This is a genomic window from Phytohabitans houttuyneae, from assembly GCF_011764425.1.
Taxonomy (GTDB): domain Bacteria; phylum Actinomycetota; class Actinomycetes; order Mycobacteriales; family Micromonosporaceae; genus Phytohabitans; species Phytohabitans houttuyneae.
This window is the reverse complement of record NZ_BLPF01000004.1, coordinates 638,133-650,779: the sequence shown is the minus strand read 5'-3', so window position 1 is coordinate 650,779 and position 12,647 is coordinate 638,133. Positions and strand designations below refer to the sequence as shown.

The 12,647-nt window shown below is 71.7% G+C and carries 12 protein-coding genes and 2 pseudogenes; 3 read left to right on the top strand and 11 right to left on the bottom strand.

What is annotated here, in order from left to right:
- Window positions 1–138 precede the first annotated feature (138 nt).
- The gene (locus Phou_RS45600; RefSeq protein ID WP_173070300.1) at window positions 139–456 is read left to right on the top strand and encodes a hypothetical protein; all 318 of its coding nucleotides are present in this window, start codon (window positions 139–141) and stop codon (window positions 454–456) included.
- A 139-nt stretch (window positions 457–595) separates the two neighbouring features.
- Window positions 596–1,513, top strand: coding sequence for a hypothetical protein (locus Phou_RS45595; RefSeq protein ID WP_173070298.1), 918 nt, complete (start codon window positions 596–598; stop codon window positions 1,511–1,513).
- Here the strand turns inward: Phou_RS45595 and Phou_RS45590 are convergent.
- Window positions 1,506–2,279, bottom strand: a complete 774-nt coding sequence (locus tag Phou_RS45590) for an isoprenyl transferase (RefSeq protein WP_173071479.1) — start codon at window positions 2,277–2,279, stop codon at window positions 1,506–1,508. The genes Phou_RS45595 and Phou_RS45590 overlap by 8 nt on opposite strands.
- Before the next feature lie 34 nt (window positions 2,280–2,313).
- Window positions 2,314–3,058 (bottom strand): annotated as a pseudogene (gene recO / locus Phou_RS45585) (DNA repair protein RecO).
- Window positions 3,059–3,147: 89 nt separating this feature from the next.
- On the opposite strand from recO, the pseudogene Phou_RS54085 reads away from it, so the two are divergent.
- Window positions 3,148–3,849 (top strand): annotated as a pseudogene (locus Phou_RS54085) (DUF4097 family beta strand repeat-containing protein); the annotation flags it as partial.
- Here the strand turns inward: Phou_RS54085 and Phou_RS45580 are convergent.
- From Phou_RS45580 to Phou_RS45540, 9 genes are all read right to left on the bottom strand, one after another.
- The gene (locus Phou_RS45580) at window positions 3,798–5,000 is read right to left on the bottom strand and encodes an acyltransferase family protein (protein ID WP_173070296.1); all 1,203 of its coding nucleotides are present in this window, start codon (window positions 4,998–5,000) and stop codon (window positions 3,798–3,800) included. The pseudogene Phou_RS54085 and the gene Phou_RS45580 sit on opposite strands and share 52 nt — an antisense overlap.
- Before the next feature lie 120 nt (window positions 5,001–5,120).
- The gene (gene era, locus Phou_RS45575) at window positions 5,121–5,993 is read right to left on the bottom strand and encodes a GTPase Era (protein ID WP_173070294.1); all 873 of its coding nucleotides are present in this window, start codon (window positions 5,991–5,993) and stop codon (window positions 5,121–5,123) included.
- Window positions 5,990–6,379 (bottom strand): cytidine deaminase-like protein, encoded by a 390-nt coding sequence (locus tag Phou_RS45570; protein WP_173070292.1) that lies wholly within the window; start codon window positions 6,377–6,379, stop codon window positions 5,990–5,992. Before Phou_RS45570 ends, era begins: the two co-directional genes overlap by 4 nt.
- Complete coding sequence (locus Phou_RS45565; protein ID WP_173070290.1) at window positions 6,372–7,727, bottom strand: hemolysin family protein; 1,356 nt, start codon at window positions 7,725–7,727, stop codon at window positions 6,372–6,374. The genes Phou_RS45570 and Phou_RS45565 overlap by 8 nt, the downstream gene beginning before the upstream one ends.
- 21 nt (window positions 7,728–7,748) lie before the next feature.
- Window positions 7,749–8,216, bottom strand: coding sequence for an rRNA maturation RNase YbeY (gene ybeY / locus Phou_RS45560; protein ID WP_173070288.1), 468 nt, complete (start codon window positions 8,214–8,216; stop codon window positions 7,749–7,751).
- A gap of 26 nt (window positions 8,217–8,242) precedes the next feature.
- Window positions 8,243–9,295 carry a PhoH family protein gene (locus tag Phou_RS45555; protein WP_173070286.1) on the bottom strand — a complete coding sequence of 351 codons (1,053 nt, stop codon included), beginning with the start codon at window positions 9,293–9,295 and terminating at the stop codon, window positions 8,243–8,245.
- Between the two features lie 168 nt (window positions 9,296–9,463).
- Window positions 9,464–9,988 (bottom strand): SigE family RNA polymerase sigma factor, encoded by a 525-nt coding sequence (locus Phou_RS45550; protein WP_246274644.1) that lies wholly within the window; start codon window positions 9,986–9,988, stop codon window positions 9,464–9,466.
- Entirely contained in the window at window positions 9,985–11,043 is a 1,059-nt protein-coding gene (locus Phou_RS45545; protein WP_173070284.1) for a hypothetical protein, read from the bottom strand. Before Phou_RS45545 ends, Phou_RS45550 begins: the two co-directional genes overlap by 4 nt.
- 165 nt (window positions 11,044–11,208) lie before the next feature.
- Window positions 11,209–12,555 (bottom strand): serine hydrolase domain-containing protein, encoded by a 1,347-nt coding sequence (locus tag Phou_RS45540; RefSeq protein ID WP_173070282.1) that lies wholly within the window; start codon window positions 12,553–12,555, stop codon window positions 11,209–11,211.
- Window positions 12,556–12,647 lie beyond the last annotated feature (92 nt).

Genomic DNA, 12,647 nt, shown 5'->3' with positions numbered 1-12,647 from the left:
AGGATGTGGCGAACGCCCGCCACGCGGTACCCACTCGCAGGTCCTGAGTGTCGATCATGTTTGGATGGGGTTATGCCCAACCCCGACCGCCGCGACCTGCCGGCTCGTCGCCGTGGGGCACGTGACCGGTGGGTGCCGGTGACGGAGCTCTCCCCGATGGCCCGCGCGTTGCTCAGCGACGATCTCGGCGGCCGCGACGTCGTGCCTGGGCACGTGGCGGACCGGGTGGCCGAGCGGGCCGAGGAGTGGATCACGCACGGCTTCACCGTCGAGACCGTGCGGGCCTGGCAGGACCTGCCGCCGGCGGCGGCCGCCTACCTGGCCGAGCGGGGGTCCAGCCGCGGGTGCTTGACCTGCCCGTCGACGCGTTTCCGGGCGCCGCTCCCGTGCCGCTGCGGATCGCGATCAGCACGGAGCGGATTCCGGTGGAGCGGGCGTACCAGCTGCTGGTCCTGACCGGCGAACATCAGCCCGCCGCGCCTCCCCCGGCGCCGCCCCCACCACCTCCGCCGCCACCGACCGAGAGGCCGGCGGCCCGCCCGGTCGCCCCGGTCCTCTTCTCGCACGCGCGTCCGGAGGAGGACGATAGACGACCGTGAGCACCGTCGACGCCCTCCTGCGGTCCGATGAGCCCTCCATCAGGTGGAAGGTCCGCACGCGAGTGCTTGGCGAGCCCACGGACGGCAAGGCCGCACGGCGGCTGCGCGAGGAGATCCGCCAGTCACCCCGGGTCCGCCGCCTCCTCGCGGCCCGCGACGCGGACGGCCGGATCACCAACCCCAAGCAGGTGTACGCCAAATGGCGCGGCGCCCACTGGGTGCTCGCCTCCCTCGCCGACCTCGGCTACCCACCCGGCGACGAGGCGCTGCACCCCTTGCGCGACCAGGTCCTGCGCCGCTGGCTGCGAGACGTCGACGTGCCGCTCATCCAGGGGCGGTACCGCCGATGCGCCTCCCAACAGGGCAACGCCCTGCGCTACCTCACCGCGCTCGGCATCCTCGACGACGGCGACGCGCGCACGCTCACCGAGCGGCTGGTCAAGTGGCAGTGGCCGGACGGCGGCTGGAACTGTGACCGCAACCCCACCGCGCAAAGCTCGTCGTTCATGGAGACGCTGCTGCCGATGCGCGGGCTGGTGAGCCACGACGCGGCCGCCGCCAGCCGGGCCGCCGAGGTGTTCCTGGCGCGCCGGCTCGCGTGGCGGCGTTCGACCGGCGCGCTGATCCACCCCGACTTCGCGCGGCTGCACCACCCGCTGTACTGGCACTATGACGTGCTCGGCGGCCTGGTCGGGATGGTCGAGGCGGGCACGATCGGCGACCCCCGGTGCGCTGACGCCCTCGACCTGCTGGAGTCCAAGCGCCTGCCGGACGGTGGCTGGCCGGCGGAGAAGGCGTTCGCCACCAAGGCCGGCGATCCGCTCGACTGGGGTGGCACCGACGCCCGCCGCGCCAATGAGTGGATCACGGCGGACGCGCTCGCGGTGCTCAACGCCGCGGGCCGGCTCAGGTAGGCGCCACCGGGTTGGGCAGGGCGCCGCCGAAGCGGCGGTCGCGCTGGGCGTAGAGCTCGCAGGCGTACCACAGGTGGCGCCGGTCGAAGTCGGGCCAGAGCGTGTCCAGGAAGACCATCTCCGCGTACGCCGACTGCCACAGCAGGAAGTTTGACGTGCGCTGCTCACCCGAGGGGCGCAGGAAGAGGTCGACCTCGGGCACCTCGGGGTGGTAGAGGTACCGCGCGATCAGCTTCTCGTTCACCTTGTCGGGTGAGAGCTTGCCCGCGGCGACGTCACGCGCGATCGCGGCGGCGGCGTCGGCGATCTCGGCCTGGCCGCCGTAGTTGACACAGAACTGGAGTGTCAGCGTCGAGTTGCCGCGGGACATCTCCTCGGCGGTGACGAGCTCGGAGATCACGCTCTTCCACAGCCGGCCGGTCCGCCCCGACCACACCACCCGCACGCCGAGGTCGACGAGCTGGTCGCGGCGGCGGCGGATCACGTCGCGGTTGAAGCCCATCAGGAACCGGATCTCTTCCGGCGAGCGGCGCCAGTTTTCGGTCGAGAACGCGTACGCCGACAGGTACGGGATGCCCAGCTCGATCGCGCCCTCGATCGTGTCGAAGAGGGAATACTCGCCCTGTTCGTGCCCCTTTGTCCGGGCCAGGCCGCGCTCCTTGGCCCACCGCCCGTTGCCGTCCATCACGATCGCGATGTGACGCGGCAGGCTCTCCTTGGGCAGCGCGGGCGGGCGCGCACCGGACGGATGCGGCGTCGGCGCCATCGGCTGCCGGCGGCGAAGTGTTCGAACCACGGCTTTATCCCCTATCGACCAGCGGCAGCGAGCGTAGCGCGCGCTCAAGGTGCCACTGCAAATGCGCCGCCACCAGCCCGCTGCACTCGCGGCGGCTGGCCGTCTCCGCGCCGTCGGCCACCCGCCAGTCACCCGACGTGAGGGCGGACATCAGGTCGATCGTGGCCGGCGCCGGATGCGCCGCCCCAGGCGGCCGGCAGTCCGGGCAGACACAACCCCGGCGGGCACCGAGAACGCGCCGTGCCGCCCCGGCGTGCCGCACACCGCGCACTCGGCCAGTGCGGGCGCCCACCCGGCGACGCCCATGCTCCGCAGCAGGTAGGCGTCGAGGACAAGCGTGCTCGCGTGCGCACCCTCGGCCAGCGCGCGCAGGGCGCCGAGCGTGAGCAGGAAGAGCCGCAGCGACGGCTCCTGCTCCACGGGCGTGAGCCGCTCGGCGGTTTCGACGACGGCACTCGCCGTGGTGTACCGAGGGTAGTCGTCGAGGAACCGCTTGCCGTACAGCTCGATGCCCTCCACCTGGCTCACCGTGTGCAGCGACGGCCCTCGGCGAGCTGGAGGTCGATGTGACCAAACGGCTCCAGCCGGGCACCGAAGCGCGACGTGGTCCGCCGCACCCCCCGGGCCACCGCGCGCACCCGGCCGTGCCGGCGGGTCAGCAGCGTGATGATCCGGTCCGATTCGCCCAGTTTCTGCACGCGCAGCACCACCGCATCGTCGCGGTACAGCGGGCGGCGGTATCCGGGCATCGGCCCATTCTCCCCTACCAGGTGCTCAGGGTCCTCTCGGTGACCGCTCCGGATGTGTCCCGGGGTCGCCCACCCGTAGCGTGCTCATCATGGATCCACGAAAGCTGCTCGCGGTGCTCGGCGTCGTCGCCGTGGCCGGCCTGGTTGGCTGCGACGACGTCGCACAGACCCGCCTGGACTACAGCAACACCGAGAAGGTGGCGGTCAAGGAGATCGTCATCAAGCCTGGCGCCGGCGACGTCACGATCAGCACGAGCGACGCGCAGCAGGTCGACATCCGGCGCGTCGTGCGGTATAGGGGTGACGAGCCGGCCACGTCGTACCAGGTCAACGGGACGACGCTCCAGCTCGACACCGAGTGCGGCCGCTTCTGCACCATCGACTACGAGATCGTGGCCCCTAAGGGGGTCGCCATCAGCGGCGAGCTCGGCTCGGGCGACCTCTCCCTGAGCGGTGTGTCCACCGTGGACCTGCGGACCGGCTCGGGCAGCGTCGGCATCACCGAGGCCTCCGGCGCCGTCAAGGTGCAGGCCGGCTCCGGCGACATGACGATCGCCGAGGTCGCCGGAGACCTCGACGCGCGCACCGGCTCCGGCAACATCGACGCCCGCGGCCTCGCCGGCAAGATGAACACCGTCCGCACCGGTTCCGGCGACGTCTCGCTGGCGCTCGCCAAGAGCGGCGCGGTGCGCACGCACACCGGCAGTGGCAACCTCGACCTCGCGGTGCCGGCCGGCTCCTACCGGATCGACGCGCGAACCGGATCCGGCGAGAAGGTGCTCGGCGTGACCAGCTCGCCGACGGGGACGTACCTGCTCGACCTGGAGACCGGCAGCGGGGACATCACGCTCCGGGAGGTCTGAGCGCTCCGGGAGGTCTGAGCGCTCCGGGAGGTCTGAGCGCTCCGGGAGGTCTGAGCGCTCCGGGAGGTCTGAGCGCTCCGGGAGGTTTGAGGCAGGGATGCGCGGCGCCGCGCACCACCGGGCACGAGCACCGGGCGGCGCCGCGCGGAGACGTCCTCCACCCAGCCGAAGAGCGCGACGGCCACGCCCACCAGCAGCGTCACCGCGGCCAGCCGGGCGCCCAGGCCGAGCGACAAGACGGCGCCCACGCCGATGACGACCGGCATGTGCCACAGGTAGATGGTCAGCGCGCGGCTGTTGAGCACGGTGACCACGGGCAGCAGCGTGGCTCGCCGTTCCAGCCACGCGGTGGTCGCGGGCGCGAAGCCGAGCAGCGCGACCACGAACGCGGCGGACCAGAGCGCGTTGCCGAGCCGGATGTCGTTGAGGTCGTAGCCGCGCGGCCCCGGATGCGTCAGAAACCACGCCGCGCCGGCCACCGCCAGCACTCCCACGCACGGCGCGAGCAGGCGCCACGACAGGCGGCGCAGCATGCCGTCGTGGTGCGCGAAACCGAGCAGCCACGCGCCGAAGTAAAGGCCCACGTCCTTGAGCACGGTGTGCGCCGGCACCACGCCAAGCTCGATGAGCACGAGCAGCAGGTACGGCGCGGCGAGCGTCGGGATCGGGAAGCGGCGGAAGAGCGGCAGCGCCAGCGGCGAGAGCAAGACGAACCACAGGTAGTCACGCAGGTACCAGATGGCGCTGAGGGCCAGTGCACCCCACGCGTTGGCCGGTGGGTCGAGCAGCGGCAGCGCCCAGTAGAGCAGCCGCCGGTCCACCGGCAGGCCGGTGAGCAGCATCGCCGGTACGAACACCGCGGCGAGCACCCACAGCGCGGGCAGCAGCCTGCGCAGCCGCCGGCCGACCGCGCGTACGCCGTGACTGTCCAAAGAGGCCGCCATGAGCGAGCCGGCGAGCGCGAACATCACCGACATTGCCGGGAACGCGATCGTGAGGAACGCCCAATGTGTGGTGTGGTAAACGACGACTCGGACGATGGCCAGCGCGCGCAGAAGATCGACGTACCTGTTTCGCATGGGTCCAATCGGGAGGCCGGGGGCGAGGGGGTAGCTACCGCCCTACCCCGCGGACCAACCGATGAACCAGCTCAAACGGAAACGTGCGCGTGAGGAAGCGCACAAATCCCGGCAGCCGCCTCAGAAGCCGAGCTTGCGCAGCTGCTTCGGGTCGCGCTGCCAGTCCTTGGCGACGCGTACGTGCAGGTCGAGGTAGACCTTCGTGCCCAGCAACGCCTCGATCTCGGCGCGGGCGCGGGTGCCGACGTCCTTGAGCCGGCTGCCCTTGGCACCGATCACGATGGCCTTCTGGCTCGTCCGCTCCACGTACACATCGGCGTAGATCTTCGTCAGCCCGCCTTCGCGGAGCATCTCCTCGACCACCACGGCGATCGAGTGGGGCAGCTCGTCGCGCACGCCTTCGAGCGCCGCCTCCCGGATCAGCTCGCCGACCATCACCTGCTCGGGCTCGTCGGTGAGCATGTCGTCCGGGTAGAGCTGTGGCGAGTCGGGCAGGTATCCGCTCATCACGTCGACAAGCGTCTCCACCTGGTATCCGGAGACCGCGCTTACCGGCACCACCTCGGCGAAGTCGGCGAGCTGGCTTACCGCGACGAGCTGCTCGGCCAGCCGCCCCTTGTCGACGAGGTCGGCCTTTGTCACCACGGCCAGCACCGTGGCCTTCAGCTCGGCCAGCTCACCGGTGATGAACCGGTCGCCCCGCCCGATCTCCTCGTCGGCGGGGATGCACAGGCCGATCACGTCGACCTCGCTCCAGGTCTGCCGGACCAGGTCGTTGAGCCGCTCGCCGAGCAGCGTGCGCGGACGGTGCAGTCCCGGCGTGTCCACGAGGACGAGCTGCGCGTCCTCGCGGTGCAGCACACCACGGATGATGTGCCGCGTGGTCTGCGGCTTGTTGGAGGTGATGGCGATCTTCTGCCCGACGATCGAGTTCATGAGCGTGGACTTGCCGGCGTTGGGCCGGCCCACAAAGCAGGCGAACCCGGCCTTCACGCGACGACCGTGCCGATGAGCTTGCCGTCCGGGCCGGCCACGTGCACCGGCGCGTCGCCGGACAGGTCGCGGACCGCGGCGTAGCCGGCGCCGTCCAGTGTGGACGCCTCGGTCACGACCGCGGCCGCTTCGAGCCGCTTGGCGCCGGCCGCGGCCGCGGATGCCACGGCGAGCTGGAGTGCGGTGACCGTCAACGACGGAAGCGCCACGGTGGCCGCCGCGTAGGTACGGCCGTCCTGGTCGCGCACCGCCGCACCCTCGACAGCCCCGATCCGGGCCCGTGCGCCGCGGGCCAGCACGACGAGCTTGGCGTCTTCGGCGTCCAGGTCGGCGGCGGCCCCGACGGGCGCTGCGCTGCTCGCGCCGCTCGCTGTCGGCTCAGGCATCGGCGGTTTGCCTCTCTTGCTCAGGTGACTCGGCGGGAACGTCGTCGGGGGCGGCGCGGCGGACCAGGACCGAGTCGATCCGGTTGCGCCGGCCGGTGGTGCCCTCGGCGACCATCTGCAGCCCGCTCACCGTAGCCTCCGCGCCCGGGATGGGCACGCGCCCCAGCGCCTGGGCGAGCAGACCGCCGACGGTCTCCACCTCGTCGTCGGGCAGCTCCACGCCGAACAGCTCGCCGAGGTCCTCGACGGGCAGGCGGGCGGTCACCCGGACGGCGCCGTCGTCGAGCCGCTCGACCGGCGGGCGCTCCACGTCGTACTCGTCGGTGATCTCGCCGACGATCTCCTCGAGGATGTCTTCGATCGTGACAAGGCCGCCGGTCCCGCCGTACTCGTCGACGACGATCACCAGGTGGGTGCGCGCCGCCTGCATCTCGGAGAGCAGGTCGTCGACCGGCTTTGACTCCGGCACGAAGCGCGCCTCGCGCATCAGCTCGGCCACCGCCGTGGCGTCGGCGCTCGGGTCGCCGCTCTGGGTGCGCCGGATCACGTCCTTGAGGTAGAGCACGCCGAGCACGTCGTCGACGCTCTCACCGATCACCGGGATGCGGGAGAAGCCCGAGCGGAGGAAGAGCACGAGGGCCTGCCGCAGCGACTTGTGCGACTCGATCCACACCATCTCGGTGCGCGGCACCATCACCTCACGGGCGATCGTGTCGCCCAGCGCGAAGACCGAGTGGATCATCTGGCGCTCGCCGTGCTCCACCACACCCCGCTGCTCGGCAAGGTCGACAAGCTCGCGCAGCTCGATCTGGGTGGCGAACGGGCCCTCGCGGAAGCCCTTGCCGGGCGTCACCATGTTGCCGATCAGGATCAGCAGGGAGGCGAGCGGGCCGAGCGCCCGACCCAGCCAGCGGACCAGCGGCGCGGTGGTGCGACCCACCGCGTACGCGTGCTGGCGCCCGATCGTGCGCGGGCCGACGCCCACGACGACGAAGCTGACCACGGTCATCGCGCCGGCCGTGACCAGCGCGGCGGTCCACCCGGCGCTGAATGTGTCGACCGCGACCAGGGCGACAAGTGTCGTCGCGGTCAGCTCGCAGAGCAGCCGCAGCAGCAGGAGCAGATTGAGGTGGCGGACCACGTCGGAAGCGACGATCTGCAACGCACGCGCGCCGCGCACCCCCTCGCGGGCCAGCTCGGCGGCGCGCGCCGGCGAGACCGCGGCGAGCGCGGCGTCGGTCATCGCCACGATGCCGGCCAGCACCACGAGGCCGGCCGCGAAGATCAGCAGCTGCAGGTCGGGCAACCCACCACCCGCGGCGGCCCCCGTGGCCGCTAACCCACTCACAGCAACACCTGGTTCACTCGCTCACTGGACTCTGGAGGCCCGCCAGCTGGACAGCAGCCGGGCCTGCAGTGCGAACATCTCCCGCTCCTCCTCCGGCTCGGCGTGGTCGTAGCCGAGGAGGTGCAGCGCGCCGTGAACGGTCAGCAGGTGCAGCTCGTCGGCCGGCGAGTGGCCGGCGGTGGCCGCCTGCTTGGCCGCCACCTCCGGGCACAGCACGATGTCGCCGAGCAGCGCGGGCTCGCCCGCGCCGGCCTCGCCGGGACCGTGGTCGACGCTCCCCTCGTCCATCGGGAACGCGAGCACGTCGGTCGGGCCGTCACTGCCCATCCAGCGGTGGTTGAGCTCGGTCATGTAGTCGACGTCGACGAGCAGGACCGAAAGCTCGGCGAGCGGGTTGACACCCATCTCGTCGAGCGCGTGCCGGGCCACCGCCATCACGGCATCGGTGTCGACGTCGACGCCGGACTCGTTGGCGATCTCTATGGACAACGTGCTTTCCCCCAGGAGCCTTCGGACTAGCGACGCCGGCCCGCGCGGGCGGCGGTACGGCCGGGCACGGCGTGCACGCCCTGCCCGTTTTGCGTCTCGCGCTCCGCGTCATACCGCGCGTAGGCGTCGACGATGTCGCTGACCAGCTTGTGGCGCACCACGTCGGAGCTGCCGAGCTGGGCGAAGTGCACGTCTTCGACACCCTCGAGGATGTCGCGCACGACCCTGAGGCCGCTCGTGGTGCCGCCGGGCAGGTCGACCTGCGTGATGTCACCCGTGACGACGATCTTGGAACCGAAGCCGAGCCGGGTCAGGAACATCTTCATCTGCTCGGGCGTCGTGTTTTGCGCCTCGTCGAGGATGATGAACGCGTCGTTGAGCGTGCGACCCCGCATGTACGCCAGCGGCGCGACCTCGATCGTGCCGGCCTGCATCAGCCGCGGGATCGACTCGGGGTCGAGCATGTCGTGCAGCGCGTCGTAGAGCGGGCGCAGGTACGGATCGATCTTCTCGTAGAGCGTGCCGGGCAGGAAGCCGAGCCGCTCACCGGCCTCGACGGCCGGCCGGGTCAGGATGATCCGGTTGACCTGCTTGGCCTGGAGCGCCTGGACGGCCTTGGCCATCGCCAGGTACGTCTTACCGGTGCCCGCCGGGCCGATGCCGAACACGATGGTGTGCCCGTCGATCGCATCGACGTAGCGCTTCTGCCCGAGCGTCTTCGGACGGATGGTCCGACCGCGCCGGGACAGGATGTTGAGTGTGAGGACCTCGGCGGGCCGCTCGGTCGTGCCCTGCTCGAGCATGCCGACGGTGCGCCGGACAGCATCGGTGGTCAGTGTTTCGCCCTTCTCGATCAGCTCGAGCAGCTCGGTGAAGAGGCGCTCGGCCAGCGCGTTGTCGGCCGGGATCCCGGTAACGGTGATCTCGTTGCCGCGCACGTGCACATCGCTGGCGAGCGAACGCTCGATGAGCCGGAGAATCTCATCCCCGGCACCGAGCAGGTTCACCATGATCTGCGAGTTAGGAACCGTGATCTTGGTCTGCACGCGGGTTTGCTCGGTGGGGGATGTAGTGGTCATAGATCGGCCCTTGGGCCAACGCCACCTGCTCTCGGTCTCAGTGCCGCGCCCGGTGGCGCGACGTGCGTGACTGCTCCATCGTATCGGCTCAACGCCCTCACCACCGCGCCCATTTCCGCCCGGGCGACGGTCTCGGCAGGAGATTGTCGGAACCGGATAAACGGGATGTTACTGCACCTCGGCGGGAGCGAAGGCGTCGGCGAGCGGCCCGTCCAGGCGCCGGAGTGCGGCCACCGCCCGGCTGGCCCGGCTCTTCACCGTGCCCACCGAGCAGCCCAGCTCAGCCGCGATCTCCTGCTCCGAAAGCCCGGCCCAGTAGCGCAGCACCAGCACGACCCGCTGCTGGGCCGGCAGCGAACGCAGCGCCTGAAACACCATCTGTGCCGTGTCGGTGCCGTCGTACGGGTCCGTGCCGGCCAGGTCGGGCGGCGCGTGCGTCGGCACCTCGCGCCGCCACAGCCGCCGGCCGGCCCGCCAGGCTGCCCGCACCATCACCCGCCGGGTGTACGCCTCCGGGTTGCCGTCCGGGTGCAGCCGCCGCCACGCGCGGTACGTCTTGACCAGCGCCTCCTGCGCGAGATCCTCTCCGTGGCCGGGATCACCGGTGAGGATCGCGCCGTGGCGCACCAGCGCCGGATAGCGGTCCCGGACGAACTCCGCGAAGCCCTCCGGCGCCCCTCCCGCCCCAATCACGGCAGCTCCACCTGGAAGAGCTCGCCGAGCTCGGTCAGGCTGTCGACGTCCAGGCGCCCCCGGCCGCCCTCCTCGGACACGACCTCGTGGCAGCCGGGCGCGAGGCTGATGACCAGGGAGCCCATGTCCTCCGGCAGGTTGGGGTTGACCGGCGACTTACCGATCTCGAGCGCCACGGTGGGTTGGTCCTCGCGCGCACAGCTCTCGCCCTGTGCGACCGGTGTCGCCGCGCCGAGGATCTCCAAAGCGCGCCGGACCTTCGCCGGGTCCTCGACCTCCACCCGGCTCAGGCCGTTTGTACCGAAGTGTCCGATCAGCCCTGCATACTCCGTCGCCGTCGGCAGCACCAGCGCTCGCGGCGCCCAGCGGCCGGTCTCCAGCGAGTCCAGGATCCGCTGGCGCACGTCCGCGCCTCCGCGGATCATCACCTCCACCCGCGACCACGGCAGCACCACCCGGTACGCGCCGTCGGGGTCGGTCCGCAGCCAGGCCGCCGCGCCGCCCTCCAGCGTCACCATCCGGTACGGGTCGGCGGGCGTCTGTTGCCACGCGTCGGGCGCTTCAGGGGCCTTTCCGGTCATCGTCCAGATGGACGGAAAGACATTGAAGGTGCTCAGGACCTCGATCTCCGAGGTACCGCAGTAGATGCTGGGGCCCCAGGGGTTGCCCCCTTCGCCGAATACCACCGTCTGGTGCTGGTGCCCGCACGGCGCGCTCTCGACCGGCATGACCTGCCAGCCGTCCGGCACGGCCACGCTCATGTCTCCGGCGGCGATCCGGCCCTTCTCCAGCCGCGGAACCGGCGGCCGGTCCGGGCGGGTCGCGGGTTTCGGGGCGGCCTTCGTGACCGCCGTGTCGGGCGGTGGCCCCTCCTTCAGCGCCGTCCCGGCCACCGCGCCGCCGGCGAGCACCGCGACCATTGCCACCGCCGTGGCGACCACCGCGGCGGCACGCCGGTTACGGCCGCGCCGGATCACCACCCCCACCGGGTCCGGATCGCGCGGCTCGATGCCGGCGACCGCCTGGTCCAGCAGGTCCTTCACCCGTCCCGACATGCCGTACCTCCCTCTTCACCACCCGAAAGGCGGTGGAGGCGACAGCAGGTTCCCTCTATTTCAAGACACTTTGAGCTACCGCGACGCCCGTCGTGGTCCGGACCGTCGCTCCCGCGGCCTCGCCCTCCGCGTCCGGTCGCGGTCAGCCCGAGCCGCCTGCGGCGGCTACTCGCCGGCGAAGCTCTGCTGGTCGCGGGTGAAGCGGTACGTGGCCCAGTGCATGCGCACCACCGCGCCGTCCGCGTCGCGGGTCAGCCGCAGCAGCTCGCCGGCCTCGCGGCCGGAGACGCCGCGCAGCACGTCGGTGCGGTCGGGGACAGGCGCGAAGGTGGCCGGCGGGCGGCCGGGCGGGTCGTCCGCGTCGCGGGCCCGCAGCGCGCCGTCGCGCCAGAAGAAGACGTACTCGAAACCCTCGCCCCACCAGCGGCCCAGCACCGACCGGTACTCCTGCGGCGCCGCCTCGCCCGGTGCCCACGGCTCGATGTCCGCCGGGTCCTCCTCGACCGAGGCGGCGAGCAGCTTGTGCGGCAGCTCGGTCGTGGCAATAGCGGTGCCGGACGAGCCGAGCACGGCGCACCCCATCGCCCGCGGCGTACCGTCGCCGAGCCCTTCGGGTGCGGGACGGCGGCCGTACACGCCGGCGAGGAAGCCGGGCATCGCGCCGCCGTGTCCGACGTGGACGATGCGGTCGCCCTGCGGGAAGATCATCAATCCGAGCCCGAAAGCCGTGCCCCACAACGCCTCGTCGGTGGTGGCGAGCGGCCAGCGCATCTCGTCCAGGGTGGACGGTGTGAGCACCTCGGCGCCCGGGTCGACCGCGGCCGGGTCGGCGAGGAACGCGGCCCACCGCGCCATGTCCGCGGCCGTGCTCCACAGCTGCCCGGCCGGCCCCACGCCGCCGAAGTCCGCCGGCGGCTCGGGCTTGGCGTGGTCGCTGTACGCCTCGACGAGGTAGCCGGTCACCGCGCGGCCGGTCGGCTGGACCGTCGTGGCGGCGAGTCGCAGCGGGCGCAGGATGCGGTCTTCGAGGACCTCGGCCCAGGTGCCACCGCGCAGCCGGGCGACCGCGTGCCCGAGCACGGAGAAGCCGAGGTTGGAGTAGTGGAAGCGGCGGGCGGTGGGCAGCACCCGCTCCGCCTTGTCGAGCTCGGCGAGCAGCCCGTCGGCGTCCGGCGCGAGGAGCGTGTCCCACACGTCGCCGTACGGCTCGCGCTGCAGGCCGGACGTGTGCGAGAGGAGCCGCCGCACGGTCAGGTCGCCGTGGGCGGGCACGTCGAGGTGGTGGCCGATCGGGTCGTCCAGGTCGAGCAGGCCGTCGTCGCGGGCCTGCAGCGCGAGCACGGCGGTGAAGGTCTTGGTCACCGACCCGATCCGGAACTGGCTCTCCGGCCCCGCCCCGCCGACCTGCACCTGCCAGAGCGGCCGGTCCGCCCGGTGCAGCGCCGCGGACAGCGCCGGCACCCGCGCCTCAGCCTGCACCCGCTGCGCCATCCTGGCCAGCTTCTTCGACATCCGCGGCCCTCCCCGAAATCCTGGCGATCGTATCGCCCGAATGGACCTTGACATCGCGACGAAACATTCGGAAGCTTTCTTCAGCCAACTAA